Source organism: Leekyejoonella antrihumi (genome assembly GCF_007845645.1).
GTDB classification, from domain to species: domain Bacteria; phylum Actinomycetota; class Actinomycetes; order Actinomycetales; family Dermatophilaceae; genus Leekyejoonella; species Leekyejoonella antrihumi.
Genome location: NZ_VCQV01000001.1, coordinates 140,100 through 164,763 on the forward strand (window position 1 = coordinate 140,100; position 24,664 = coordinate 164,763).

The following is a 24,664-nucleotide window of genomic DNA, read 5'->3' on the forward strand; positions in this document are numbered from 1 at the left end:
CTCACCCCATCGGGTGGGATCTGCCCGGTGACTCGACCGACGGCGAGGACCTGTCAGAGCTCACCAGCTGGGCCGGCTCGCGCATCCCTGCCGAGACCACCCAGGAGATCGCCGGCAACACAGTCAGCATCAGCAACGCCGTGCGCAGGCTCGTCAGGGTGGCGATCCACCCGATGAGAGGTGTCGCCAGGCCGCCGACACTGACCGCGAGACCGAGCGTGACGCCACTGGCGGTGCCGACACGCGTGGGCAGGTAGTCCTGCCCCAAGGTGACGTGCAGCGAGAAGGAGACGTAGATCGCCAGCGCGGCAAGTGCGATGAACAGGTAGACCCAGGCGCCCGGCGCGAGGCTGATGCCGGCGATGGTGGGCACGCACACGACATACGAGATCCGGATGACTCGCACCCGGCCGAACCTGCTCGCCAGGAACCCACCGAACAGTGTCCCCGTCGCGCCCACCCCGAAGTAGACGGCAAGTGCCGCCTCCCCGGGCAGGTGGCTCGATGCGTGCAGATGCTGGCCGACCCACAGCGCGAGGAACGTGTTGAGGCCAAAGGTGACAATCGACCGCATGATGACCACCGTCACCAACCGCCCGAACTGACCCCACTGGTCGACCAGCAACGCCTGTTGTGCCGAGTGCAGCCTGCTGCTGACGACATTCAGCCGGCGCAGCACGACCGACAGTGCCACACCCATGGCGAGCGCGGGAATCAGCAGCAGTGGGCTCCCACCCAGCCCCATGGTCGCCATCACGGGAGCAACGACGATGGGACCGAGCGCAAAACCGATGTTGCCGCCGAGCGAGAACCAGCTCATCCCCACGTGGCTTCCCGCACTCGCTGCACGGGCAAGTCTGGCCGACTCCGGATGATAGGCGGCGACTCCGAGACCGGAGAGTGCAATGGCGCACCAGGTCAGGACGTATGACGAGGTGAGGCCGGACAGCGCGATGCCGACCCCCGCGGTCGTCAGGCCGAGTGGCACCAGCCAGGGCATCGGGCGGCGGTCGGTGAGCACTCCGAACACCGGCTGGACCACGGACGACAGCAGGGTCGCGGCAAGGGTGATGCCGGCCGCGGCGACGTAGCCGTAGTGACGCTCGGCGACGAAGAACGGCAGCATCGCGGGCACCGCGCCCTGATAGAAGTCGTCGACGATGTGACTGCCCACGAGCGCCGGAAGCCGCCATCGCCTGGCCCTGCGCACGGTGTCCACCCCTCGATTGTCCCGTTGCCGCCTCGGCCGGCCGCCCCCGGCCAGCGAACCCCGCTGCCGAGCGCTCAGCCGCCATCTGACCCTCGAGTCAACCCGACCGTTCAGGAGTCTCCCGGTTGCGGGCCGTCATACCCCTCGACGACGATGATGTCCGCCGTCGCGCCGGCCTGACGGAACAGCTTTGCTGCGCCATAGACCTCGCTCTGATAGCAGTCCATCGCGGTCTGGTAGTCGGGAAACTCGATCACCACGTTGCGGTCGTAGGCCGCACCTTCGACGGCGGTGTAACTGCCTCCGCGGACGAGGAACCGCGCACCGAACTGGGTGTAGGCGGGCGCGCTGGCCTCGACGTACTTCGCGTACTTGTCCTGATCGTGCACCTGGACCCGCCCGACCCAGTAGCCCTTCGCAGCCATGTAACCTCACCTCGCGCATCCCGTGGCGCACCGTGTGTGCGACCGGAACCACGCTATCCGGTCAGGATGGACAGGGCGCCCTCGCGCATGGTCGCGGTCACCGGAAGCTCGGACAGCCGCTCGCCGTCGGCGTAGGCGGGGACCCCCTCCGCCTCGATCGTCACCACCGACCCACGCACGACCGCAACCTCCGGCCTGGTCACGTGGGTGCCTCGGTAGACCCGTGGGAGGTTCGCGATGAATCTGGCCCGGTTGCCTGCCGCGATCATGACCACGTCGAACAGTCCGTCGTGCACGCCGGCGTCCGGTGCGATGTGCATGCCTTTGCCGTAGTAGCCGGAGTTCGCAGCGACCACCGAGAACCCCTCGTACTCGTGCACTTCGTCATCGACGGTCACCCGAAAGGCGGTCCGGGGGAACGTGGCCAGGGCTCGGACCGCCCCGTAGGGGTACTGCAGCAGGGCGGGGATCCGCTGCACGGAGTTGACCAGATCGGAGGTCTGCGAGTCGACTCCCGCATACACGCTGCCCACGACGACTCGTCCGCTCACCTCGATCGCGTCGACGCGCACCGGCTCTGCTTCGAGCAGTACCGTCGCCAGCCGTGCCGGATCGGGTGGAATGCCGAGCTGACGGGCGAAGTCGTTGCCGCGTCCGACCGGCATGATCGCGAAGGTCGCACCATGCCGGACCACGGCATCCGCCAGCGAGCTGACCATGCCGTCCCCGCCCACCGCGACCACGGTCTCGCCGGCCGCGACCGACTCGCGCACCAGATCGTCGGCCGCCGTGATACCCGGGCTGTGCGTGATCCGCGGGTCGGCGCCGGCCGCACGCAGGGCCGCGATCGCGGGGGCGGCCAGCTGCACGGCTCGGCCACCGCTCGCCTGCGGGTTGATGATCAGGTGCAGTCGCCTCATGTGTGGCTCCATGGAGTAGTGAACGGCCGGGCGGGTCCCCGCAAAGTATCGAGGCGGGGGACGAGCTCTGTGGGGTCTAGGGGATGAGGACTCCCGGGTTGAGGACGCCGTCAGGATCCATCGCCGCCTTGACCGCGCGCAGGGCCCTCACACCGATCGGGCCGATCTCCTGCGCATACCAGTGCAGGTGGTCGCGACCGACCGCGTGGTGATGGGTGATGGTCGCGCCGCAGCGCCGTATCGCCTCCGAGGCCGCCGCCTTGGCCCGCTGCCACTGCTCGGCCGGCTGCTCATTGCCGTCGAACGCCACCGTGAAGTAGAGCGAGGCACCGGTCCGGTAGACGTGCGAGATGTGGCACAACACGATGGGAGTCGCCCCGGTGCCCCGCAGAGTCTCCTCGAGTGCCACCTTCACCGCGTCGTAGAGCGCCTCGATGTCGCTCCAGAAGGTAGCGGTCTCCAACGTCTCCACGATGACCCCTCGATCCATGAGCGCATCACGCAGATAGGGGGCCCCGAATCGCCCTGCGGCCCAACGCCGCCCCGCTTCATCACCCTGGCTGACCCCATCGAGACTCACCAGCCGGGCGGACACCTCATCGCGCATCCGGTGCACCCGGCCCGCGGTGCCCTCGTAGCCGCAGACCATCAGCACGCCGCCACCCCCCGCCGCACCGACAGAGTCCGGATCGGCAAGGTTGAGCGTGGTCTCCGCCTCGTCGGAGAGTCGCAGGACCGTCGGATTGAGGTCGTCCTGGACCAGGTTGCGCAATGCATCCCGGCCTTGAGCGAATGACGGAAAGCGCCACGTCTCATACGCCTTCACTTCCGGCGCGCGCCGCACTGCAACCCGAACCTGGGTGATGACGCCGAACGCACCCTCGGAACCCAGAACCAACTGACGCAGGTCCGGGCCGGCGGCGCCGGCCGGCGCCGTGCCAAGGTCCCAGGTGCCACGAGCGGTGGCGACCTTCAGGCCGACGACCATTGAGTCGAATCTGCCGTATCCGGAGGAGGACTGCCCACTGGACCGAGTGGCGGCGAATCCGCCGATGCTGGCATATTCGAACGATTGCGGGAAGTGGCCTAGCGTCAGGCCGTGTTCGGCCAGCAGCTCCTCGGCCCGTGGACCGAGCACGCCGGCCTCAACGGTCGCGGTGCTCGACTCGACGTCGACCTCAACCAGTGCGTCCAGCCGGGACAGGTCGATGGCGACGACGCCGTTCTCGCCCACGCCGTCCGGGGTGAGTCCGCCGACGACGGACGTGCCTCCGCCATACGGCACGACAGCGATCCGGTGGTGGCCGGCGATCTCGATCAGGGCAACCACCTCCTCGTGCGTGCCGGGGCTCAGGACCGCGTCGGGCGCGGCGGCCACGTCACCGGCACGCATCGCCAGCAGGTCCGGGGTCGACTTGCCTCGGGTATGCCGAATACGCACCTCGTGGTCGACGCTCACGTTGTCTGCCCCGAGCAGGCTGCGCAGCTCGTCGAGCACCGCGTCATCGAGCAGCACCGGCCGCGGCTGCACGTCCGTCAGGCGCGCTGAACGGACGGGCCGCAGATCGCCGAATGCCAGCTCCAGCAATCCGATTGCGCTCTCGGGTAGATCGTCCCCGTGGCTGAGGTCGCCCCATCGTGACCAGTGCATGTCGTTGCTCATGATGTTAGAGTGTGACACATGCCGTCCATTCGTAACAGTCCCATCGGCGACGAGGTTCTCCTCGATGCCGCACGCGAGTGCCTGCTCGCCGTGGGATGGCGCCGCACCACCATGACCGACGTGGCCCGCCGGGCCGGTGTCTCGCGCATGACCGTCTACCGGCGGTGGCCGGACATGCAGGTGCTGATCGCCGATCTGATGACCCGCGAGCTCATCATGCGCGGCAATCACATCGCAGTCGACGGCGAGAACGTGACGGCTGCGTTCATTGCGAGCGAGGTCGCCCGGGCCGCAGCAGCCTTGCGAGAGAACGCGCTCTTCCGCAAGGTTGTCGAAGTGGACCCGGAACTGCTCCTGCCCTACCTGCTGGTGCGTCGTGGTCGCACCCAGGAAGCCTTTCTGGACAATCTGCGGGCTGCGATCGGCGCCGGCCAGGAGCAAGGCGGGGTTCGCCCCGGTGACGCAGGGGTGCTCGCACGCACCGTGCTGCTCACCGCCTACGGCTTCGTCTTCTCCGCGCACACGATGACCGAGCCCACCGGAGATCCCGCCCAGGTCGACCATCTCTTCGCCGAACTGCGACGGTTGCTGACGGGCTACCTGTCATGAACACCCCACCGACGACCGGTGACTCACGGCTCAACGCGGCACGCCGCGAGCGCGACCTCGAGCTGGCCACCGGCGAGCAGATCGCGGACGTCCTGGTGGTCGGCTTGGGCGTCACTGGAGCCGGTGTCGCACTGGACGCCGTGAGTCGCGGCCTGTCTGTCGTCGCGGTCGATGCACACGACCTCGCGTTCGGCACCTCGAGATGGAGCTCCAAGCTCGCCCACGGCGGCCTGCTCTACCTAGCCTCACTCCAACTTGGCATCGCGCACGAGAGCGCAGTCGAGCGCGGAATTCTGATGACTCGCACCGCGCCACACCTCACCCGCCCCATACCGTGGCTCATCCCGTTGACCCGCTCGACCAGTCATACCGCTGCGTTCCTCGACCTCGCGGCCTTTGCCGCCGGGGATCTGCTGCGCCGCGCCGCCCACACCCCGTCCAGCCTGCTGCCACCCCCGCGGCGAATCTCGCGCACAGCGGCGCTGGCCATTGCCCCGGGGCTGAAACAAGACGGTCTTCGCGGTGCGGTCCTCGGCTGGGACTGTCAGCTGGAGGACGACGCGCGTCTGGTCGTCCGCGGTGGCCCGCACGGCCGCCGGCCACGGTGCGCGGATCCTCACTCGCACCCGCGTGCTTCAGGCGTCCGGCGACGGCGCACAGGTGCGCGACGAGCTCACCGGTGACCTGCATACGATCCGGGCGAAGGTCGTCGTGAACGCGACCGGCGTCTGGGCAGGCGATCTGGTGCCCGAGGTGCGGCTGCGCCCCTCGCGCGGCACGCATCTGGTGGTGCGCTCCGCATCGCTCGGTGCAGGCAATGCCGTGGTCAACGCCGCGATCCCCGACACCATGGGCCGGTTCGTCTTCACCCTCCCTCAGCCGGACGGCCTGACCTACCTCGGCCTGACCGACGAACCCGTGGAGGGGCATCCGGACGACGTCCCGGAGCCGGGCAACCACGACATCGACTTCCTGCTGGACACCATCAACTCGGTCCTCGAGCACGACCTCCAGCGCTCCGATGTCGTGGGGATGTATGCCGGGCTGCGCCCCCTGATCGACGCCGACGGCTCCAGCGCCGACCTGTCGCGCCGCCATGCAGTGCTCACGTCATCCGAGGGTGTGGTGACCATCGTCGGCGGCAAACTGACCACCTACCGTCGGATGGCGCAGGACACCGTCGACCACATCGTCCGCGACCACGACCTGACCGCCGGACCGTGTGTCACGGCCGAACTTCCCCTCGTCGGTGCCGCCGACCGCGCCAACCTCCGCAGCGTGCCCGCGCCCGCGCGCCTGGTGCGCCGCTACGGCACGGAGGCGCCGATCGTGGCGGCCGGCATGGGCCCGGAGATGCTCGCGCCGATCGCCGACACCGTGCCGACCACGCCTGCGGAGCTCCACTTCGCCGTCACCCACGAGGGCGCTTTGGACGTGGACGATCTGCTGGACCGGCGCACGCGCATCGGACTGGTGCCCGCGGACCGTGACCGCGCGGTGGCGGCCGCTCAGGATGTCCTGACCCGCCTACACCGGACGTGAACCTGGACCCCTGGTCCGCGACAGTGGTGTCGGTCAATTCTGACGTCGCTCGCCGCGTGCAACAGTCGACTACGCGGGGTAGGCCAACGTGAGAATCACGAGGTTCCTGTCACGAGCGATATTGGAAGTCATCGACATTCAACGGCAGGAGTCGCCGATGGCCACCACTGCGGCGAGAGGCTGAACGTCATACGCCTCGATGCCGAGGACTGGGCCGAAGGCCCCACGATTCAGGGACTAGTTGGGTTGCTGGCCCCGACGTGACGTGGAGGTCGGCGGTGACGTCGAGAGTGCCGGGGTGGGTGGTGTATTCGCGCCCGGAGGTTCTGGTCCAGGTGCTGGCGCCGTCGGGGGTCGTCGTGATCTGCCAGCGGGTTTCGTGCTTCGCGCGGTGGTGGTGTCGGCACAGGCATTGCAGGTTCGCGGGCTGCGTGGGTCAGGGGGTGACGTGGTCGATGTCGCAGAACTTCGCCGGCCCGGTCCTCCCCCGTCTCGGTTCGCTCCGTGCGGGAGGTACCCCACTCCCGGGGAGCCTGCAGTGCTGGTCTCGCAGGAGGACGTGGCGGCGGACCGCTGCGGTCGGCCGGTACGTGCTGGCCCCGGTCTCCACGATGGTGCCGGTGTGCCAGTCGACCAGGGCCCGGGTCACGGTGGTGCCCAGGGAGCGGATCATCCCTTGCACCGCGTCGACGGAGATCACCCTGACCCCGGGGACCTCCACATCCGGTAGACAGAGTGGTCGTTGCCCACCAGGTGGCGGTGGGTCGGGCGGATCTGGCTTCGGTGGGTGATCCTCATCGTCGGGTGGCGGCGAGCCCGAGGAAAGTACTCACCGGTTGTGTCGCTGCTTTCTGCGCCGACAGTCGTCGTTGTCGTGGTGGTCGAGGTCGATGATCAGGTCTCGCAGGGCGTCGTCCCAGTGTGGCCAACAGATCGGACAGCACCTGCTCGACCGGACTGGCCGGCTCCCAGGTCACCTGCGCGACCCGGGTCGCGTCGAGCCGCCCGGCGCCCATCTCATCCAGCAGCGCCCATCGCATCCAGGAGCCGGGGTGTCTTGGTCACCGCGTCGACGACCTCCTCCATGCGGCGGGTGGCCTGCATCGGCCCCCAGCATCACCGGTGCCAGGTCCACGTCGGCGAACTCGCCCACCTGCCCCAGTTCGTGCGCGCACTCCCGCGGCCCCGCACCGTCCGGACCGTCAGCGTCCCGGCCGGCGCCTGGGGTGGTGTCAGAGATGGTGCCTGGGGTGGCGCCGAGGTCCAGGTCGAGAGTCTCGGTGGTCGCCACGTACCGCCCCACCCGGACATGCTGCACCGCGCTGATGGTGTTCACCACTGCCTGGGTGGCCTGGAGCTGGTCGAGCAGCCCGGCCTTGTCACGGTGGGACCGGTCGGTCTTCGCATGCGAGAACGCCGCCTGCCCCAACCAGCTGCTGACCTCCAGGAGCCGGTCGGTATCCACCAGCCCGATGCCCGCATCCCGGTCCAGCAGCGCGGTCGCAGCCGCCAACCACTCCGGAGCCGTCCGTTACGCGCGCATTTTCGATGAGTCAACACCAGGTATCGACATGCTCGAAGCGCTCCGCCAGACTGAACGAACTATCCGCCGTCGAACGGGAGAACCACGATGTCACGCACACCACGGGAGATCTTCGCCCATCACGCCGAAGCACTGATGGCCGGCGATATCGACGCCATCGTGAGCGACTACACCGATGACGCGATCTTCATCACCCCGAAGGGCGCCCTTCGCGGCAAGGATGGGGTCCGGCAGGGCTTCACCACGCTGCTGACCGACCTGCCGGACGCGAAGTGGGACGTGCCCACCCAGGTGTTCGAGGACGATGCCTTGTTGATCGAGTGGAGCGCCGTCGCCGCGTCCAGTCGCGCACTCGACGGCATCGACACCTTCATATTCGGCGACGACGGCATCCGTCTGCAGACGGTGCGCTACACCGTGCAAACCACCGATTGAACAGGCCTCGGCGTCGATGCACCGGCGTCAGGCACGGTGAACGGTGCCACCTCGACGCCGGCTGCGCCGTCGGAAGCTTACGTCGATTCGTCCCGGTCCTGATCGCGACGCGCCTTGGCCAACCGTCGACGATCCGAATCACCTTGCAAGGCGATAGAAAGCAGCACGACGATGACCACGACAACACCCAGGCCAACTGCTCCAAAGATGATGATCGCGGCCGCCGATACGATCCCCATCTAACGATTGTCGTCTCCACCCCTCGCCGTGCCGAAGCCGAGGTGGCGCAAGAGACCGTTGGCAGTAGCCGACGCCCCTGCTGGTGAGATTGCGCACATCCTCCGTTCGGCGCTCGACTGCAGCAGCACGACCCGGATACTCTGACCATGCACAGGGCTACGGCGTGACTGTTGGGTGGGAAGTCACGCGATTTTTCGCACCCCGGAGCCCGTCACTCGTGTCAGCCATTCAGTCGTACCGACGTCTGTTCTCCCTCACCGGGATGAGCTATGTCGTCATCGCCTTCCTCGGACGCCTACCTCTGGCCATGAGCCAGATGGGCGTGCTGATGTTCGTCGCCAGCCGCACCGGCAGCTTCGGCGCCGGCGGCACCTGTGCCGGTGCCCTCGCAGTCGCGAATGCCATCGGCGCACCCGCCGCCGGGTCTCTTGCCGACCGGCTCGGCCAGCGCCCCGTCGTGCTCGTTCAGTCCCTGGCCGGGGCCACCGGCCTCGGAGTCATCGTCCTCATTGTCGAGTCCGGCGCAGGCTGGGGCTGGGCCGCCCTCGCCGCCGCGGGCGCCGGTCTGATGCTGCCGCAGGTCGGTCCGCTCGCGCGGGTGCGCTGGCGACCGGTGATCGCACGCCACCACGCAGGGCAGCACCTGCTCGACACCGCATTCTCCTATGAGGGCTCGGCCGACGAGGCCACCTTCGTCCTCGGCCCGGCGCTGGTCGGCATCCTCGCAGCCATCGTCGATCCAGCCGTGGGCCTGATCGGCGCCCTGGTCGTCCTGGCCGTCTTCGGCACGCTGTTCGCGCTGCACCCGACCGCCCGCATGGCCCACCCGGAAACCACCGCCGCAACCGGGACCGCCAGGCTGCTGACCCTTGGCCTGTTCGTGCTCGCGGGTGCTCAGCTGATCATCGGCATGGTCTTCGGGTCGGTGCAGACCGGCGCCACCGTCATCGCGACGGATGCCGGCCACGCGGGCATAGCCGGCCTGCTGCACGCAACCCTCGGCGTCGGCAGCGTGGTTGCCGGTCTGTGCATGGCGGCCCTGCCGGCCAGCATCGGTCACCTGACTCGCTGGCGCGCCACCGCCGGTGGACTGCTGGTCCTGGCCGTGCCCCTGCTGGTGGTGCACTCGATCGGCACCCTGGTGCCGGTCCTCCTCGTCCTCGGGCTGTGCGTCGCGCCCTACATGATCACGACGTTCACGCTCGGTGAGTCGATCACGCCAGTGAACCGCACCGGTGCCGCGATGACGCTGCTCGCCGCCGCCACCGGCATGGGGTATGCCGTGGGCGCCGCCATCGCGGGTCGGCTCGCCGACATCGGCGGTGAGACCCCGGCCTTCGCCGTCACCGTGGTCGCCGGCCTCCTCGCACTCACGCTGTCCACTTTCGCGGGCCGCGCGTTGCGACCCGCCGAGGATCCACGCCCGGTGCCCACCCCGGCGTTGGGCTCCCGCCCGTAGAGTTGGGGCATGCCGATTCAGAACGCGTTCCGCTCTCCCGCTGTCCAAAACCTCACGGCCGCCGCGACCGCCGGTCTGATGACCCTCGCCCGCCCGGCCCGGCTTCCGCGCTGGGCGCGCAACGTCCTGCGCCTGACGAACACCGCCGGAACCGCAGGTGCCGTCTACCTCGCCAGCAGGGAAGGAGAGGACTCCGCGCTGGGTATCAGGCCGGTCAGCGGTCGCGCGAATGCCGCATCCATCGGCTCCGCCGTCGCCATCGCCACCAGCGGGCTCGGCCTGATCACCTCGGGCCTCGGCATTGCGGCCGACCGCAAGCTCGAAGGCTTTCTGGTCGGCAAGGGGGTCCGACGTCCGCGGCTCTGGATGGCGGTCGGCGTCGTCGGGGTGGTCTTCGCAGTCAAGACCGCGCAGGACGTCGCCACCAAGCGGGCGAACAGCACTGCGCGGGCGCTCGCCGCACGGCAGAAGCAAGCAACGCGGCCCGCGCCCGGCACGAGCGCCGCGCCGCCGACCAGCGGTCCCCATGAGGAGCCTCCGGCCCCGGAACGGGCGTGACCCGCATACCGACCCTGGCAGACGTCGAGCAGGCCGCTCGGCGCATCGCCGGTGTCGCGCACCGGACACCGGTGCTGACCTCATCGCGCATCAATGGCGAGTTGGGCTGCTCGATCTACTTCAAGTGCGAAAACCTCCAGCGCGCCGGGGCGTTCAAATTCCGTGGCGCCTACAACGCGCTCTCCGGGTTGCCGGAGTCCGAGCGGACCCGGGGCGTGGTGGCATTCTCCTCGGGCAACCACGCACAGGCAGTCGCTCTCGCCGCACACCTGCTCGGCATGCCCGCGACCATCGTGATGCCCTCCGACGCACCCGGCACCAAGCTGTCCGCAACACGCGGCTACGGGGCGCAGGTCGTGCCCTATGACCGCGCGAGTGAGGACCGGGAGGCGATCGCCCGCGAGGTCGCAGAACGTACCGGCGCGATCCTCCTGCCGCCGTTCAACCACCCGGCAATCATTGCGGGACAAGGTACCTCGGCGCTGGAGCTCATCGATGAAGTGCCCGAGCTTGACCTCATCCTCTCTCCGTTGGGTGGTGGCGGGCTGACGTCCGGAACGGCCATCGTCGCGGCTGCACATGGCACCGCAGTGATCGGCGTCGAACCCGCGGCAGGCGACGACGCCAAGCAGTCGCTGGCTTCAGGGCACATTGTCACGATCCCGACTCCGGAGACGCTCGCCGACGGCGCCCGCACCACTGCCATCGGTGACCTGCCGTTCGCCATCATGAGTGAGCTCGTCGAGACCGTCTGGCTTGCGACCGACGATCAGCTTGTCGAGGCCATGCGCTCGCTCGCGCAGACGATGAAGCTGGTCGTCGAGCCCACCGGTGCGTTGGGATATGCCGCGGCACGGCACGGCGCCGCACGGCTTGCCGGCAAACGGGTGGGCGTCATTTTGTCCGGTGGCAACGTCGATCTGACCGCCTTCGGCCGGCTGATCGCCTGAGGCTCACCCTCATACACCCGACGCCTCCCGTCGAGTGGAGCACATAAGCGTCGAGTGGAACACGTCGAGTGGAGCACAAATTTGTACTCCACTCGACGTGTTTCTACTCCACTCGACGGGTTGATCAGTGACCGAACAGATGCCAGAAGAAGGCCAGCACCGCCGCCGGCAGCAGGAGCGACCCGTAGTAGGCGAACGGCCTACCGGCTCGAGCGATCGCTTGCGCGACATCCGGGGCCGCACCAATCTCCACCATTCGCTGCTCCGGAGGTTTGCGCACCTTCAGCTTCACCCGCACCTGCGCGAGCGTCATCGTATAGGGCACGTAGAGCACCATAACGAGCAGTGACAGGAGGATTCGAGCCCACCACCAGCCAAGGACGCCCTGTGCCACAAACGCCAGCACCACGGCCGCCGTCGCGACGATGGCAGCCGTCAGCTCGGTGCCGACCGTGACGGCGTGCGCCCGCGACGCGCTGCCGCGCGCTCCGCCGATCAGCATCCGCAGATGCCTCTCCTGCATCCTGCGCTTCGCCCACCATGCCCAGAGCACGCCGGCGACCAGCAGCGCCGGAATGAGCCACGTCCTCATGGCAACCGACCCTATCGGTCGCGCAACCAGGCTTCGGCTGGCAAGGTGGTGCCGTGGGCACAGAACCCGTCGACGCACTCCGCCGCATAGCGTTCCTCCTGGAGCGCTCACGCGCCGGTACCTACCGGGTGAAGGCCTTCCGGCAGGCCGCCGATACGGTCACCCACACGCCGCGGGCCGAGCTCCGGCAGCGCGCCGACGCGGGCACTCTCACCGAGCTGGCCGGCATCGGGTCGTCCACGGCGAGAGTCATCCTCGAGTGCCTGACAGGCGATCTGCCGGAGTATCTCGAGACCCTCGAGGAGAAGTCCGCCGGGCCACTCGTCGACGGCGGTCACTCGATCCGCGCGGCGCTTCGCGGGGACTGCCACTGCCACTCCGACTGGAGTGATGGAGGCTCTCCCGTGCCCGAGATGGTTGCCACCGCAGTCGATCTCGGCCACGAATACCTTGTGCTCACCGATCACTCCCCCAACCTCAAGGTCGCGCACGGCCTGACCGCCCAGCGCCTGGGCAAGCAACTGGACCTGGTCGACACCATCAACGAGCACTTCGAGGGCGGATTCCGTCTGCTGAAGGGCATCGAGGCCGACATCCTCGAGGACGGGCGCATCGACCAGACCGAGGCCATGCTCGCGCGCCTCGACCTGCGGGTCGCCTCGGTACACTCGAAGCTGCGCGCCAGCCGGTCGACAATGACCAAACGGATGCTGGGAGCGGTCGAGAACCGCTGGACGAATGTCCTCGGCCACTGCACCGGCCGGCTCGTCGAGGGCACGCGCGGCACGCGCCCCCAGTCGGACTTCGACTCTGCGGCCATCTTCGCCGCCTGCGTGGAGCATGACGTCGCGGTGGAGATCAACTCCCGACCCGAACGCCAGGACCCGCCCGACGACCTGCTGCTGGAGGCGATGGCGGCCGGTTGCCTCTTTTCCATCGACAGTGATGCCCACGCGCCCGGCCAGCTGGACTTCGTCCAGTACGGCTGCGAGCGCGCGCAACGGCACGGCATACCGCCGGAACGGATCATCAACACCTGGCCCGCAGAACGCCTCGTGGAGTGGGCCAGACCGGCATCGGGATGAGGCAAACGGACCCGTTTTGATTATTCGGTGGGTCCTCGCATATAGTTTGCGAGTCCACGACGGATCCGAACTGGTCGCCCTGGTGAGGGCCTGTCGAGAGATAGGTCCCCATCGTCTAGCGGCCTAGGACACCGCCCTTTCACGGCGGCAGCACGGGTTCGAATCCCGTTGGGGATACACGCAAGGCCGCAAGGCCCCGTAGCGCAGTTGGTTAGCGCGCCGCCCTGTCACGGCGGAGGTCGCGGGTTCGAGTCCCGTCGGGGTCGCCAGCTCACCTCAGGCGGGGGTTCTTCAGGGACCCCCGCCTGTATGGTGAGTGGACTGTTACGTAGGGCCAGATAGCTCAGTTGGTAGAGCGAACGACTGAAAATCGTTAGGTCGGCGGTTCAAACCCGTCTCTGGCCACCGGAACAGCCGAAGGGGCCTCACCGCGACGCGGTGAGGCCCCTTCATCATGGTCGACCTACATAACTCGCGGGCCGCGCCACGCGAAGGTGCGCATCACGACAACCAGTCGACCAACCGCCCACAGCAGCAGGAAGATCGCTACCCGGCCCAGTTCCCAGCTGTGCGCCGGCTCGAGCGCGACCAGCTCCGGCGGCACGAACACCGAGCGCAGGCCCTGGGCCATCCACTTCAGCGGGAAGCTCGCTTCAAGCAACTGCATCCAAGCCGGCAGCTGGTTGAACGGAAAGAACACCCCCGAGATGAACTGCAGTGCGGTGAACACCGGCGTCACCATCGGCGCTGCGGCGCTCTGCCAGCAGCTCGTTCCTGGACAGCGCCACGGTTGCGCTCCACAGGGTCCCGGACCGTGCGCCTACTCCTTGTTGCCTCACCTGGCCACCGGTCTGCGATGCGGCTTCTGATGTGGCCATCGGCTATTCGCCCCCGGCGGTCGAGTCCTGCTCGTGCACCAACGCGAAGTAGGTGTCTTCCAGGGGCGGCCGCACCACGCCGAACCCCGGCAGCTCCGGTGGCGTGCCGCGCAGCCGCTCCCGAACGGTGAACGCAACATGTGCCTCGCGGCTGCCACTGTCGGTCAGCTCCGCGCGATGGTGCCGACCTCGATGATGCGCCCCGTGACGATGATCGCGGCACAGGCTTCCGGCGCCTCCACCTTGTCCAGGTCGTGCGTCGTAGGGACGGTGGTCGTCCCACGGTTGCCCGAAGCGCACCAGCTCCCACGCCTCCCGGCGCGGTACCGGATCGCCGATGACACCGACGGCGACGTCGAGCCGCCGATTCTGCCCGCCGGAGAGATTCTCCGTCTTCTCCGCGGCCCGTGCTGTGAGCCCGATCATGTCGATGAGCTCGTCCACCGGCAGCGGATCGGGGTAGAAGGATGCAAGGTTCTGCGCAGTCTGCCGGTAGCACGATGGTCACGCTGAAGGTGGCGGCGCCGCCGCCCGCCGCAAGCGGGTCGATGTGACCCCTGGGCGGCCACGCCGCAGAATAGAGCCCATGACTTCGGTGCGAGTGCCACGGCACGTGACTGCCCTGCTCACCCTCGTGGGTGTCGGCCTGTGCTGGCTCGTGGGGACCTCGAGCGCGATGGCGGCCACCGGCTCACCGAGCAGTCCCGCCTCCAGCATCTCGGCCCGGCAAACCCTAGGACGGGCCGGCCAGGGCCCGTCGACAAACCGCATCGTGCGCACCTCCGCAGCGACCAGCACGGCCGTGCCGACCCAGCAGACCCCCACGAACGCGACGAACAACCAGCCGGGTCTGATCACCGGCGCGGCAGTGCTCTCACTCGTCCTCATCGGCGGCGGGGCGCTCGTCGCTCGCCACCGACTCACCGATGACGAGCACGAATAGTCCGGAAATCCGCCACCCGGTCACAAATTTGAATAGACCCGGCCCGGGCGATGCATCGAAAGCCGGTCGGCTGAGGTACCGTTGGTGACACGACAGAAATCGAGATCCCAGGGTCCCCGACGGTGCTTCTTCTGCGTCAGATTGCCGAGTTCGGCGACCTGCGCACGATGGACCGTCCGGCGCCCTGGCAAAACACATGAGGGGGTCTCGCCATGGGGCGCGGCCGGGCCAAAGCCAAGCAGACCAAGGTTGCCCGGGAGTTGAAGTATTTCTCTCCCGACACTGACCTCAATGCGCTGGAACGCGAGCTGCGCTCCAGCCAGCCACCACGGGAGGCCGACAAGTCTCCCGCAGATGAGCAGCGCGACGACGAGTATGGCGACTACGCCAAGTGGGCGTCGGGCGACAACTGACGCCCTCTCGGTGAGGTGTCCGCTCAGTCGGCACCTCACCGACCCATGTCACGACCTTCCCGAACCCGGGTTTTGCACCCGTAGGCTCTACCGCGCGCGGTAGGAATTCAGGAGTTGCGCTCCTCCTGCGGTGACGCCCTTTGCACCACTGATCACCGGTGCCGCCGTTACATCGACGGCCGAGTTCTTGACGACCTGCCCCATGACCCAGGCGGGCAGCTGCAACTCGCGCAGCACCTCCACGGCCAGGTCCGCCTGGTCCGCGGGCAGCACCGCCACAAACCCCACGCCCATGTTTAGCGTGCGCTCCAGGTCCGGTTGAGGCACCCGCCCAAGACCCTGCAGCAGGGTGAAGATCGGGGCCGGCATCCAGGTCCCGCGGTCGATCACTGCCGTCACTCCCCGCGGCAGCACGCGGGCCGTGTTGGCCGCCAGCCCGCCGCCGGTCACGTGCGACAGGGCGTGCACGTCGATCCCGTCAGTGCGCAGCAGCCGCAGCAGGTCCGCGGCGTAGACACGGGTCGGGGTCAGCACCGCCTCGCCGAAGGTGCCACCCAGCTCCGGAACCTCACGGTCCCACGCCCAGCCGGCGGATAAGGCGATTGCGCGCACGAGCGACAGCCCGTTGGCGTGCAGACCGGACGACTCCAGCCCTAGCAGCACATCACCCGGCTGGACCCGGTCCGGGGTCAGCAGATCGGCGTGCTCCACCACACCGGTGGCCGCACCGGCCACGTCGTACTCGTCTGGTTCCAACAGCCCGGGATGCTCCGCGGTCTCCCCACCGACCAGCGCCACTCCGGCCTGCTCACACGCCGCCGCGATACCGCTGACGACCGAGGCAATCCGCTCGGGGACCACCCGCCCGGTCGCGATGTAGTCGGTCATGAACAACGGCTCGGCACCGCATACGACGATGTCATCGACGACCATGCCGACCAGGTCGAAACCGATCGTGTCGTGCTTGTCCATCGCCTGCGCGATCGCCACTTTCGTACCGACCCCGTCGGTCGAGGTCGCGAGCACCGGGTGCGCCATCCGCGCCAGCACGGACGCGTCGAAGAGTCCGGCGAACCCGCCAAGGCCGCCGAGCACCTCGGGGCGCTGGGCCCGCCGCACCGACGCCTTCATCAGCTCGACCGCCTTGTCGCCCGCCTCGACGTCGACTCCGGCACCGGCATACGTGATCGGGGTGGCGTTCATGCTGGGGTCCCCTCGAAGTATTGGAGCGAGCTTGCGAGCGGAGAACTTTGTGGGGCAGCGCACATGAGGGTCCTCGTGTTCTAAGTGGTGTTCAGGGGTGCAGCAGCGCGTTCTGGGCGCCGCCGGACAGGCCGACCGATACCCCTTCGGCGTCCTTGCGGTCCTCCGCAGTGTGCTCGATAGAGGAGTCGTGCCCGGTCCGCACTTCGATGGGCAGCGTCTCCAGCACATGCTTGCCGACCTTGCCGTCCTCGGGCAGTGCAATGGGATAGCTGCCGGTGAAGCACGCGGTGCACAGCTCGGTCGGAGGTTGCCGCGTCGCCGCGACCATGCCGTCCTTCGAGATATAACCCAGCGAGTCGGCGCCGATCGAGGCCCGGATCTCCTCGACCTCCAGTCCGGCGGCGACCAGCTCCGCACGGCTCGCGAAGTCGATGCCATAGAAACACGGCCACTGGATCGGTGGGCTGGAGATGCGCACGTGGATCTCGGCAGCGCCCGCCTCACGCAGCATCCGCACCTGCGCGCGCTGGGTGTTGCCGCGCACGATCGAGTCGTCGATGACGACGATGCGCTTGCCGCGGATGGCGTGCTCCAGCGGGTTGAGCTTCAGCCGGATACCGAGCTGACGCAGAGTCTGGCTCGGCTGGATGAAGGTGCGGCCGACGTAGGCGTTCTTGACGAACCCCTGCGCGTAGGGGATCCCGGACTCCTGCGCATAGCCGGTCGCGGCCGGCACGCCGGACTCGGGCACGCCGATGACCATGTCGGCGTCGACCGGGTGCTCTCGGGCGAGGATGCGGCCCATCTCCACCCGCGCCTCGTGCACGACGCGGTCGCGGATCACCGCGTCCGGTCGGGCCAGGTAGACGAACTCGAACACGCAGCCCTTCGGCTTGGGCTCGGCGAACTTGCGCGAGCGCAGTCCGTCCTCGTCGATGGCGATCAGCTCTCCTGGTTCGACCTCGCGGATGACGCTGGCCCCGATGGTCTGCAGGGCGGCGGTCTCCGAGGCGACGACCCAGCCGCGTTCCAACCGGCCCAGGGCCAGGGGACGCACGCCGTAGGCGTCCCGCGCGGCATACAGCGTTCCCTCGTTCATGAAGACGAAGCAGAACGCACCCTCGATCAAGGGGAGGACCTTCATCGCGGCGTCCTCGATGGACCGATCCGGGTCCTCGGCCAGCAGGGTGGTGACCAGGGCTGTGTCCGACGTGTTGCCGCGAGCCAGTTCACCTCGCGACGTGCGTCCGCGAAGGCGGTCCTGCACCATCTCGCGCAGCGCAAGGGTGTTGATCAGGTTGCCGTTGTGTGCAAGGGCGACAGTACCGTGGTCGCTGCCACCGAGCGTCGGCTGGGCGTTCTCCCAGGTGCTACCACCGGTGGTGGAGTAGCGCGTGTGACCGACCGCGATATGGCCGCGCAGCGAGTTCAGGGCACCCTCGTCGAATACCTGCGACACCAGCCCCATGTCCTTGTAGACCAGGATGCTGTGGCCGTCGCTGGTGGCAATGCCGGCGGACTCCTGCCCACGGTGCTGCAGGGCATAGAGACCGAAGTAGGTCAGCTTGGCGACATCTTCGCCGGGGGCCCACACGCCGAAGACACCGCAGGCATCCTGCGGGCCCTTGTCGTTGGGATCGAGGTCGTGGGAAAGTCGTCCGTCACCGCGCGCCACGGCCCTATCCTCGCACGAATCGCTGAGTGCGCAGTCAGCGCGTCATGACCTTCTCGATGATCAGCGCCACAACGGCCGCGACCAGCACGCCGAGCGCGCCGAAGATCACGGCAAAGAAACCGATTGAGGTCGAGTGCGAGTAGTTCGACGTGGCGGAGTCGGCCCCCACCGCGGCAATCACCGCTCCGACGATCACACCGATGACACCGCCGGTGAGGAGAAAGGCCACCAGGTTGGGCGCACGCCGCACCCGACGCCGCGGGACCAGCGTGTCCCTGGCCGTTTCCTTGGGTCTGCGTTCGTCTGGCACACCCCTACCGTAAGTCAGCCTCCCGCTAGGGTTGCCACTAGTCCTGTAGTTACGACGTCTGCACAGAAGGTGTTCCCCCAATGACATGGGTCGTCCTACTCATCATCATTGTCGTGCTCGTCCTCCTGCTCTGGTGGTTGCTCCGCGACCCGAAGCGCGGCGGCTCGGTCGGCATCCACGGTGTCAATGCAGAGCGCAAGCTCAGCGGGTCCGCAGAGCAGGAGGCCTCCGAAGGAGTCTCCTCGACGAGCGCGAAGAAAACCCTCGCCGTCGGAGCAGGTGCAGCGGCGGCCGGTGGCGCAGCCGCTGCAGTCGCCACCAAGGAGTCCTCCGCCACGTCGAGTGAGGCACCGAGCGCCCCGGAGACGTCGGCCACCGACGACTGGGACGCACCCCCACCCACCCTCAACGAGGACGAGGCCGCACCCCAACAGCCAGCACCCCCCGCGACCACCACCGCCAGCACCGACGACTGGGACGCACCCCCACCCACCCTCAACGAGGACGAGGCCGCACCCCAACAGCCAGCACCCCCCGCGACCACCACCGCCAGCACCGACGACTGGGACGCACCCCCACCCGCCCTCGACGACGAGCCGGCCCAGTCCGCCCCGCGGGAGCCGGACACCACGCCCAAGCAGCCCGAACCCGCCACACTCACCGCCACCTCCAACGGCGACGACTGGGACACCCCACCCCCGGCCCTCGACGAGCCGGCCCCGAACGAACCCTCCCCGGACAAGGCCAGCACGGACAAGGCCAGCACGAACCACACCGCACGACCGCCCGAGCCCGCCACACCCGCCGCCACCTCCAACGGCGACGACTGGGACACCCCACCCCCGGCCCTCGACGAGCCGGCCACCACCCCAGCCGAACCACCGACCACGAACGAGCCGGCCCCGGACAAGGCCAGCACGGACCACACCGCACCACCGCCCGAGCCCGCCACACCCGCCGCCACCTCGTCCGGCGACGACTGGGACACCCCACCCCTTCCGCTCGAAGGGCTCGACTGACCGACCGGGCGCCGTGACGCGCCGAGGGTTGCCCGCATATCGACACCAGCGACGCCCATTTGCGGCAACGCCGCGACCTGGCGCGAACCGACCGATTCGACTCTGCCCACATATTGAGATCGCCACCCGGCAAGTGGATCCCACTACGTTCGAGGGCGGGCCCTCCCTGCCGCGCACCCTATTCACCCGTCATACACCACGGCCGACACGCTGCGGGTTCCATTGGGGGACAGTCGAGCTGAGCTGCAAGCCACACGGCTTCAAGGTGCCCCAACAAAAATAGTCGGCACACATTCGAATCACCGCCGTGTTTCGTGGTATTAACCCGCCCGTGCGCGGACGACGCACGACACGGACGCCAGCGGATGGCGGCAAAACCTGGTAAACAAGGTCAACGGAAACAACCTCGAGGAGGCCACCGACGTGTGGCAGTTCATCAGCGACCGTTGGCAGGATGTGGCATTTCGGTCCTATCAGCACGTGAGCCTGGTGATCCAGTCGGTGATCCTCGCGATGATCATCGCGATGGCCGTCGCGGTCTTGGTGACCACCTATCGCCGGCTCGAGCCCGTTGCCAACGCGATTTCCTCCGTAGGCTTGACGATCCCGTCGTTCGCGCTGCTGGGTCTGGTCCTCCCGCTCGTCGGTATCGGTGCGGTCCCCTCGGTGATCGTGGTGACCTTCTATGCCACTTTGCCGATCCTGCGCAATGCCGTCGTAGGCCTGGACGGGGTCGACAAAGCCCTCGTGGAGTCGGCGCGGGGCATGGGCATGAGCACGATTCGGGTATTTTTTCGGGTTCGCCTGCCACTCGCATGGCCCGTCACCCTTGCCGGGCTGCGGGTCTCCACGCAGATGTCGATGGGGGTCGCGGCCATCGCTGCCTACGCTCTTGGCCCTGGCCTCGGCGCCTATATCTTCACCGGTCTGACTCAGATCGGCGGTGCCAACGCGTTGAACTACACGCTGGTGGGCACCATCGGGGTGGTCATTCTGGCCCTGATTCTCGACGCGCTCCTTCTGCTTCTGGGGCGCGTAACCATCTCGAGAGGAATCCGTGTCTGAGACCGTCACCACCCAGAGCACTCCAGATACCTCCGTCAGCGGTGCCGAGCTGACCCTTACGGACGTCACGAAGCGCTACTCGAGCCAGGGCAAGCCGGCAGTCGACGGCCTGAGCCTGACCATCCCTGCCGGCGAAACGGTCATGTTCGTCGGCCCGTCCGGTTGCGGCAAGACCACCTCGCTGAAGATGATCAACCGGCTGATCGAACCGACCTCCGGCACGATCACCATCAACGGGGAGGACATTCGCGCCAAGAACGTCGATGACCTTCGTCGTGGCATCGGCTACGTCATCCAGGGTGGATCGCTGTTCCCGCACATGTCCGTCGCCGAGAACATCGCCGTCGTCCCCGGCTTGCTCCGGTGGAAGAAGGCCCGCATTGCCGACCGGGTGGACGAGCTGCTCGACCTCGTCGGACTCGAGCCGGGACGATATCGCGACCGCTACCCCCGGGAGCTGTCCGGTGGTCAGCAACAGCGGGTAGGCGTGGCGCGCGGCCTGGCTGCGGACCCGCCGGTACTCCTCATGGATGAACCGTTCGGTGCCGTTGACCCGATCACTCGACAGCGCCTTCAGGACGAGATGATGAGCATCCAGGATGAGTTGCGCAAGACCATAGTCTGCGTCACCCATGACATCGACGAGGCACTCAAGCTGGGTGATCGCATCCTGATCCTGCAGGAAGGCGCGGAGGTCGCACAGTACGACACCCCGGACGTCATCCTCGCGCAGCCTGCCAACGAGTTCGTTGAGGACTTCGTCGGATCCGGTTCGTCCCTCAAGCTACTCAGCCTCACCCGGGTCCAGGAGCTCGAGCTCAGCAAGCAGTCGACGGCAACCGTGGGCGAACCCACCAAGGACGTCATCGAGCGGACCCGTGCGGCCGGCGACGCCTCCGTCATCGTCCTGGACAAGCGCCGCCGCCCGATCGCCTGGTCCTGGCTACGGGAGCTGCGCTCCGACGCGGTGCCAGGCACCGAGGACACCCGGCTGATCACCATCGACAGGAAGGCCACTCTCAACGATGCGCTCGACTCCATGCTTGTCTCGTCGCACGACGGAGTCATCGTCACCGGCCGACGCGAGGAATATCTCGGGGTGACGACGTTCACCTCGGTCACCGACCACATGCGTGCCACCGAGAAGGCCGCCGCGGAGGCGGTATCCGAGGACGCCCGATGAGCACCCAGGTCGAGGATCCGGCCCGGGCCGAAGCCGGTACACCCGCGCGCACCGGCAGGCGTCGCAGACTGGGGCGTGAGGACCTCGGCATGCTGCTTGGTCTGCCCCTACTGGTCATTGTCGTCTTTGCCGCCTGGGTCCTCTGGCGCCAGACCGCAATCTTGGGTCCGATAGAGAAGCGCCAGCTCGCCTGGAGCGTGATCGGTGAACTCACCTGGCAACACGTCAAGTTGACAGTCGTCGCCGCCATCGCTGTGCTGGTCACCGCGGTTCCAATCGGAATCATCTTGACCCGACCGAAGTTTCGGCGGCTGGCTCCCCCAGTTGCCGCCGTCGCCAATGCCGGCCAGGCTGCACCCGTGATCGGCGTGATCGTGCTGCTTGCGATCTGGATCGGCTTCGGGTTCTGGACGGCCGTGCTCTCGCTCGGTCTCTATGCGTTCCTTCCGGTGCTGCGCAACACGATCGTCGGTCTGCAGCAGGTCGACCCGAACCTTGTCGAAGCGGCCCGAGGCATGGGTCTGTCGCAGTTTGCCGTGCTTCGTCGCATCGAGCTGCCGCTCGCGATCCCGGTGATCATGGCCGGAGTCCGAGTCGCGCTGGTCCTGCTCGTCGGCACGGCGAGCTTCGCGACATTCATCAATGCCGGTGGCCTGGGCGCCTTGATCACCACTGGCATTACGCTCTTCCGCTACCCGATCCTGATCAGTGGCGCTCTGCTCATCGCGCTTCTCGCCCTGATCTTCGACTGGCTGGGCCGTGTGCTGGAGACCGCCGCCACCCCGAAGGGAATGTGAATCGTGCCGCGCTCACCCCGTAGGCTCGCGCGACGCCGGGCCGCCTTGGCCTCCGTCGCGGTCGGTGCCATGGCCCTGACCGGCTGCGGCCTCGGCACGGGCGGAGGGTTCGCACCATCCGGCACCCTCAGCGGGCCACTGGCCAAGGTGAAGCCCCTCGACGGCGCAACCATTGCCGTCGGCTCCAAGAACTTCACCGAACAGCTGATACTCGGAAAGATGGCAGTCATCCTGCTCAAGTCTGCGGGCGCAAACGTCAAGGACTTCACCGACATTCCTGGCAGCTCCAGCGCGCGGCAGGCCCAGCTGCAGGGTCAGGTGCAGATGGAGTGGGAGTACACCGGGACCGCGTGGATCGCCTACATGGGTCACTCCAAGCCGATCGACAACTCCACCAAGCAATGGGAAGCGGTCCGGGACCAGGACCTCAAGCAGAACAAGCTGGTCTGGCTCAAGCCGTCTCCTGAGAACAACACCTACAGCTTTGCCGTCAAGAAGTCCGTGGGACTGAAGTACCACCTGAAGTCGTTGGCCGACATCAAGAAGGTCCCGGTGGCCCAGCGCACCTTCTGCGTGGAGTCGGAGTTCGCCAACCGCAGCGACGGATTTCAGCCGATGCTGAAGGCCTACGGTCTGCAGCTCGGCACCTCGATACCCCGCAAGAACGTCAAGACCCTCGACACCGGCGCGATCTACGCCGCAACCAACAACGGTCTCTGCACGTTCGGTGAGATCTTCACCACGGACGGCCGGATCAAGGCCCTGCACCTCACTGTCCTGCAGGACCCCAAGCACTTCTTCCCGCTCTACAACGTGGCACCCGTGCTCACGGAGAAGGCGTTCAAGAAGTATCCCCAACTGGAGGATCTGTTCGAGCCGGTGGCGCAGAAGATCGACAACGCCGTCATGATCGACTTGAACGCCCAGGTCGACGTCGATGGCAAGGAACCGGTCAGTGTCGCCGACAAGTGGCTGCACAAGGAAGGCTTCATCAAGTAGCGGTGGGCGGCCCATCCTGCAGCCGACCCGGTGCGGATGAGAGTCCGGGCAGAACATCCGCGGCGACGCTCTCGAGCACGTCGAGACTCTCGGCATACACGCCCTCGGCACGCGGCCAGTGCGTGACGATATCGGTGAACCCGAGCTCGGCGGCACGGCCGGCCACCTCGACGAATCGATCGACGCTCTGCAGAGCAGCAGTGCCGCTCGCATCCGCACTAAGGTAGCGATCCATCGAATCTCGTATTCGCCCAATCCGGTCCAGCTCGGCGTCCAGCCGATCCCTCAGCTCGCGGACCCCTGCCCACCACTGCTCGTCGCTGTCGCCGCCGCGCCCCGTGGTGACCCACCCCTGCCCATAGCGCGCGGCAAGGGTGAGGTTACGCGGCCCGTTTGCCGCGATCACGAAGGGCACCCGCGGGAGTTGCACCGTCCCAGGAAGGTTGCGAGCATCCTCGGCGGAGAAGTAGACGCCCTGGACGGTGACATGGTCGGTTCGCAACAGCCGATCCAGCAGCGGGACGAACTCCTGAAACCGGTCCACGCGCTCACGTGTCGTGAGCTCGGCTCCGCCGAGGATGCGTGCATCCAGGTCTCCGCCGACGCCGAGACCACAGATGAACCGTCCGGCGGAGATGTCGTCCACGGCGAGGATGTCGCGCATGAAGCTCACCGGGTGCCGGAAGTTGGGTGAGGACACAAAGGTGCCGAGCCCGATCGACGACGTGACCGTCGCAGCCGCGGTCAGCGTGGGCATCGTGCCGAACCATGGGGCGTCGGGCAGGCCCTGCCAGACCAGGTGATCGTAGGTCCACGCGTGGTCGAACCCGAGGCGCTCAGCCCGCCCCCAGATCGCCTCCTGCTGCTCCCAGCGCGACTCCGGGAGGATCACCACTCCACAACGCACTTCGTGCTCCCTTCGTTGTTGGACGGCCCTGCGCCCGG

Annotated in this window: 29 protein-coding genes and 3 tRNA genes; 18 read left to right on the top strand and 14 right to left on the bottom strand. The window is 67.6% G+C overall.

Features of this window, described 5'->3' with window-relative positions; translation table 11 throughout:
* Position 1 precedes the first annotated feature (1 nt).
* The 4 genes from FGL98_RS00620 to FGL98_RS00635 all read right to left on the bottom strand — a co-directional run bounded on the left by FGL98_RS00620 (position 2) and on the right by FGL98_RS00635 (position 4,218).
* A complete protein-coding gene (locus FGL98_RS00620; RefSeq protein ID WP_222431938.1) occupies positions 2-1,219 on the bottom strand; it encodes an MFS transporter in 1,218 nt (405 codons plus the stop codon).
* Between the two features lie 101 nt (positions 1,220-1,320).
* Positions 1,321-1,635, bottom strand: a complete 315-nt coding sequence (locus FGL98_RS00625; protein WP_146314722.1) for a DUF1330 domain-containing protein — start codon at positions 1,633-1,635, stop codon at positions 1,321-1,323.
* Between the two features lie 53 nt (positions 1,636-1,688).
* A complete protein-coding gene (locus FGL98_RS00630) occupies positions 1,689-2,555 on the bottom strand; it encodes a diacylglycerol/lipid kinase family protein (RefSeq protein ID WP_222431939.1) in 867 nt (288 codons plus the stop codon).
* A 76-nt stretch (positions 2,556-2,631) separates the two neighbouring features.
* Positions 2,632-4,218, bottom strand: coding sequence for an FAD-binding oxidoreductase (locus FGL98_RS00635; RefSeq protein ID WP_146314723.1), 1,587 nt, complete (start codon positions 4,216-4,218; stop codon positions 2,632-2,634).
* 18 nt (positions 4,219-4,236) lie between these two features.
* Between FGL98_RS00635 and FGL98_RS00640 the strand changes: the two genes are divergently transcribed.
* The 3 genes from FGL98_RS00640 to FGL98_RS26635 are packed head-to-tail and all read left to right on the top strand — an operon-like array spanning position 4,237 to position 6,369.
* Positions 4,237-4,827: a TetR/AcrR family transcriptional regulator gene (locus FGL98_RS00640; RefSeq protein ID WP_146314724.1), complete on the top strand. Its 591-nt coding sequence runs from the start codon at positions 4,237-4,239 to the stop codon at positions 4,825-4,827.
* Entirely contained in the window at positions 4,824-5,510 is a 687-nt protein-coding gene (locus tag FGL98_RS26630) for an FAD-dependent oxidoreductase (protein ID WP_281289135.1), read from the top strand. Before FGL98_RS00640 ends, FGL98_RS26630 begins: the two co-directional genes overlap by 4 nt.
* Positions 5,458-6,369, top strand: a complete 912-nt coding sequence (locus tag FGL98_RS26635) for a glycerol-3-phosphate dehydrogenase/oxidase (protein WP_281289136.1) — start codon at positions 5,458-5,460, stop codon at positions 6,367-6,369. Before FGL98_RS26630 ends, FGL98_RS26635 begins: the two co-directional genes overlap by 53 nt.
* 436 nt (positions 6,370-6,805) lie before the next feature.
* Here FGL98_RS26635 and FGL98_RS00650 read toward each other — a convergent pair whose 3' ends face one another.
* Positions 6,806-7,042 (bottom strand): hypothetical protein, encoded by a 237-nt coding sequence (locus FGL98_RS00650; RefSeq protein ID WP_146314725.1) that lies wholly within the window; start codon positions 7,040-7,042, stop codon positions 6,806-6,808.
* A 300-nt stretch (positions 7,043-7,342) separates the two neighbouring features.
* Positions 7,343-7,882, bottom strand: a complete 540-nt coding sequence (locus FGL98_RS00655; RefSeq protein WP_146314726.1) for a hypothetical protein — start codon at positions 7,880-7,882, stop codon at positions 7,343-7,345.
* 117 nt (positions 7,883-7,999) lie between these two features.
* Here FGL98_RS00655 and FGL98_RS00660 point away from each other — a divergent pair, with 117 nt between their 5' ends.
* Positions 8,000-8,347, top strand: a complete 348-nt coding sequence (locus FGL98_RS00660; RefSeq protein WP_146314727.1) for a nuclear transport factor 2 family protein — start codon at positions 8,000-8,002, stop codon at positions 8,345-8,347.
* A 77-nt stretch (positions 8,348-8,424) separates the two neighbouring features.
* Here FGL98_RS00660 and FGL98_RS25160 read toward each other — a convergent pair whose 3' ends face one another.
* Positions 8,425-8,586, bottom strand: coding sequence for a hypothetical protein (locus tag FGL98_RS25160; RefSeq protein ID WP_186525894.1), 162 nt, complete (start codon positions 8,584-8,586; stop codon positions 8,425-8,427).
* A gap of 218 nt (positions 8,587-8,804) precedes the next feature.
* On the opposite strand from FGL98_RS25160, the gene FGL98_RS00665 reads away from it, so the two are divergent.
* Genes FGL98_RS00665 through FGL98_RS00675 form a run of 3 tightly spaced genes read left to right on the top strand, consistent with a single transcriptional unit; the run spans position 8,805 to position 11,554 of the window.
* Positions 8,805-10,046, top strand: coding sequence for an MFS transporter (locus FGL98_RS00665; protein WP_146314728.1), 1,242 nt, complete (start codon positions 8,805-8,807; stop codon positions 10,044-10,046).
* Positions 10,047-10,055: 9 nt separating this feature from the next.
* Positions 10,056-10,604 (top strand): hypothetical protein, encoded by a 549-nt coding sequence (locus FGL98_RS00670; protein WP_146314729.1) that lies wholly within the window; start codon positions 10,056-10,058, stop codon positions 10,602-10,604.
* The gene (locus FGL98_RS00675) at positions 10,601-11,554 is read left to right on the top strand and encodes a threo-3-hydroxy-L-aspartate ammonia-lyase (protein ID WP_146314730.1); all 954 of its coding nucleotides are present in this window, start codon (positions 10,601-10,603) and stop codon (positions 11,552-11,554) included. The genes FGL98_RS00670 and FGL98_RS00675 overlap by 4 nt, the downstream gene beginning before the upstream one ends.
* Positions 11,555-11,678: 124 nt before the next feature.
* On the opposite strand, the gene FGL98_RS00680 is transcribed toward FGL98_RS00675, so the two are convergent.
* Positions 11,679-12,146, bottom strand: a complete 468-nt coding sequence (locus FGL98_RS00680) for a hypothetical protein (protein WP_146314731.1) — start codon at positions 12,144-12,146, stop codon at positions 11,679-11,681.
* Between the two features lie 53 nt (positions 12,147-12,199).
* Between FGL98_RS00680 and FGL98_RS00685 the strand changes: the two genes are divergently transcribed.
* From FGL98_RS00685 to FGL98_RS00700, 4 genes are all read left to right on the top strand, one after another.
* Positions 12,200-13,231 (top strand): PHP domain-containing protein, encoded by a 1,032-nt coding sequence (locus FGL98_RS00685; RefSeq protein ID WP_146314732.1) that lies wholly within the window; start codon positions 12,200-12,202, stop codon positions 13,229-13,231.
* Positions 13,232-13,335: 104 nt separating this feature from the next.
* Positions 13,336-13,408 (top strand) — tRNA-Glu (locus tag FGL98_RS00690).
* 15 nt (positions 13,409-13,423) lie between these two features.
* A tRNA-Asp gene (locus FGL98_RS00695) sits at positions 13,424-13,500 on the top strand.
* Positions 13,501-13,563: 63 nt separating this feature from the next.
* Positions 13,564-13,636: transfer RNA gene (locus FGL98_RS00700), tRNA-Phe, on the top strand.
* 58 nt (positions 13,637-13,694) lie between these two features.
* Here FGL98_RS00700 and FGL98_RS25705 read toward each other — a convergent pair.
* Complete coding sequence (locus FGL98_RS25705) at positions 13,695-13,973, bottom strand: ABC transporter permease (RefSeq protein ID WP_281289137.1); 279 nt, start codon at positions 13,971-13,973, stop codon at positions 13,695-13,697.
* Positions 13,974-14,112: 139 nt separating this feature from the next.
* The gene (locus FGL98_RS00710) at positions 14,113-14,553 is read right to left on the bottom strand and encodes an ATP-binding cassette domain-containing protein (RefSeq protein WP_146314733.1); all 441 of its coding nucleotides are present in this window, start codon (positions 14,551-14,553) and stop codon (positions 14,113-14,115) included.
* Between the two features lie 142 nt (positions 14,554-14,695).
* Between FGL98_RS00710 and FGL98_RS00715 the strand changes: the two genes are divergently transcribed.
* Positions 14,696-15,052 (top strand): hypothetical protein, encoded by a 357-nt coding sequence (locus tag FGL98_RS00715; RefSeq protein ID WP_146314734.1) that lies wholly within the window; start codon positions 14,696-14,698, stop codon positions 15,050-15,052.
* Between the two features lie 212 nt (positions 15,053-15,264).
* Positions 15,265-15,465, top strand: a complete 201-nt coding sequence (locus FGL98_RS00720) for a DUF3073 domain-containing protein (RefSeq protein WP_146314735.1) — start codon at positions 15,265-15,267, stop codon at positions 15,463-15,465.
* Between the two features lie 87 nt (positions 15,466-15,552).
* On the opposite strand, the gene purM is transcribed toward FGL98_RS00720, so the two are convergent.
* The 3 genes from purM to FGL98_RS00735 form a co-directional block, all read right to left on the bottom strand.
* A complete protein-coding gene (gene purM / locus FGL98_RS00725; RefSeq protein ID WP_146314736.1) occupies positions 15,553-16,668 on the bottom strand; it encodes a phosphoribosylformylglycinamidine cyclo-ligase in 1,116 nt (371 codons plus the stop codon).
* Between the two features lie 91 nt (positions 16,669-16,759).
* A complete protein-coding gene (gene purF, locus FGL98_RS00730) occupies positions 16,760-18,346 on the bottom strand; it encodes an amidophosphoribosyltransferase (RefSeq protein ID WP_146314737.1) in 1,587 nt (528 codons plus the stop codon).
* A gap of 34 nt (positions 18,347-18,380) precedes the next feature.
* Positions 18,381-18,656 (bottom strand): hypothetical protein, encoded by a 276-nt coding sequence (locus FGL98_RS00735; RefSeq protein ID WP_146314738.1) that lies wholly within the window; start codon positions 18,654-18,656, stop codon positions 18,381-18,383.
* 80 nt (positions 18,657-18,736) lie between these two features.
* Here FGL98_RS00735 and FGL98_RS00740 point away from each other — a divergent pair, with 80 nt between their 5' ends.
* The 5 genes from FGL98_RS00740 (at position 18,737) to FGL98_RS00760 (ending at position 23,719) form a co-directional block, all read left to right on the top strand.
* Positions 18,737-19,675: a hypothetical protein gene (locus FGL98_RS00740; protein WP_146314739.1), complete on the top strand. Its 939-nt coding sequence runs from the start codon at positions 18,737-18,739 to the stop codon at positions 19,673-19,675.
* A gap of 423 nt (positions 19,676-20,098) precedes the next feature.
* A complete protein-coding gene (locus FGL98_RS00745) occupies positions 20,099-20,740 on the top strand; it encodes an ABC transporter permease (RefSeq protein ID WP_146314740.1) in 642 nt (213 codons plus the stop codon).
* On the top strand, positions 20,733-21,923 hold the full coding sequence (locus tag FGL98_RS00750; protein WP_146314741.1) for an ABC transporter ATP-binding protein: 1,191 nt from the start codon (positions 20,733-20,735) through the stop codon (positions 21,921-21,923). The genes FGL98_RS00745 and FGL98_RS00750 overlap by 8 nt, the downstream gene beginning before the upstream one ends.
* The gene (locus FGL98_RS00755) at positions 21,920-22,720 is read left to right on the top strand and encodes an ABC transporter permease (RefSeq protein WP_146314742.1); all 801 of its coding nucleotides are present in this window, start codon (positions 21,920-21,922) and stop codon (positions 22,718-22,720) included. Before FGL98_RS00750 ends, FGL98_RS00755 begins: the two co-directional genes overlap by 4 nt.
* Before the next feature lie 3 nt (positions 22,721-22,723).
* The gene (locus FGL98_RS00760; RefSeq protein WP_246136296.1) at positions 22,724-23,719 is read left to right on the top strand and encodes a glycine betaine ABC transporter substrate-binding protein; all 996 of its coding nucleotides are present in this window, start codon (positions 22,724-22,726) and stop codon (positions 23,717-23,719) included.
* On the opposite strand, the gene FGL98_RS00765 is transcribed toward FGL98_RS00760, so the two are convergent.
* On the bottom strand, positions 23,712-24,626 hold the full coding sequence (locus FGL98_RS00765; RefSeq protein ID WP_146314743.1) for an LLM class flavin-dependent oxidoreductase: 915 nt from the start codon (positions 24,624-24,626) through the stop codon (positions 23,712-23,714). The genes FGL98_RS00760 and FGL98_RS00765 overlap by 8 nt on opposite strands.
* Between the last annotated feature and the right edge of the window lie 38 nt (positions 24,627-24,664).

Bases quoted from the DNA above. Each gene is read 5' to 3' on its own strand.
- FGL98_RS00740 (WP_146314739.1), top strand. From the start codon at position 18,737: ATGACATGGGTCGTCCTACTCATCATCATTGTCGTGCTCGTCCTCCTG.
- FGL98_RS25705 (WP_281289137.1), bottom strand. From the start codon at position 13,973: ATGGTGACGCCGGTGTTCACCGCACTGCAGTTCATCTCGGGGGTGTTC.
- FGL98_RS00660 (WP_146314727.1), top strand. From the start codon at position 8,000: ATGTCACGCACACCACGGGAGATCTTCGCCCATCACGCCGAAGCACTG.
- FGL98_RS00720 (WP_146314735.1), top strand. From the start codon at position 15,265: ATGGGGCGCGGCCGGGCCAAAGCCAAGCAGACCAAGGTTGCCCGGGAG.
- FGL98_RS00670 (WP_146314729.1), top strand. From the start codon at position 10,056: ATGCCGATTCAGAACGCGTTCCGCTCTCCCGCTGTCCAAAACCTCACG.
- FGL98_RS00625 (WP_146314722.1), bottom strand. From the start codon at position 1,635: ATGGCTGCGAAGGGCTACTGGGTCGGGCGGGTCCAGGTGCACGATCAG.
- purM (WP_146314736.1), bottom strand. From the start codon at position 16,668: ATGAACGCCACCCCGATCACGTATGCCGGTGCCGGAGTCGACGTCGAG.
- FGL98_RS00635 (WP_146314723.1), bottom strand. From the start codon at position 4,218: ATGAGCAACGACATGCACTGGTCACGATGGGGCGACCTCAGCCACGGG.
- FGL98_RS00630 (WP_222431939.1), bottom strand. From the start codon at position 2,555: ATGAGGCGACTGCACCTGATCATCAACCCGCAGGCGAGCGGTGGCCGA.
- FGL98_RS00755 (WP_146314742.1), top strand. From the start codon at position 21,920: ATGAGCACCCAGGTCGAGGATCCGGCCCGGGCCGAAGCCGGTACACCC.
- FGL98_RS00715 (WP_146314734.1), top strand. From the start codon at position 14,696: ATGACTTCGGTGCGAGTGCCACGGCACGTGACTGCCCTGCTCACCCTC.
- FGL98_RS26630 (WP_281289135.1), top strand. From the start codon at position 4,824: ATGAACACCCCACCGACGACCGGTGACTCACGGCTCAACGCGGCACGC.
- FGL98_RS25160 (WP_186525894.1), bottom strand. From the start codon at position 8,586: ATGGGGATCGTATCGGCGGCCGCGATCATCATCTTTGGAGCAGTTGGC.
- FGL98_RS00640 (WP_146314724.1), top strand. From the start codon at position 4,237: ATGCCGTCCATTCGTAACAGTCCCATCGGCGACGAGGTTCTCCTCGAT.
- FGL98_RS00680 (WP_146314731.1), bottom strand. From the start codon at position 12,146: ATGAGGACGTGGCTCATTCCGGCGCTGCTGGTCGCCGGCGTGCTCTGG.
- FGL98_RS00650 (WP_146314725.1), bottom strand. From the start codon at position 7,042: ATGATCCGCTCCCTGGGCACCACCGTGACCCGGGCCCTGGTCGACTGG.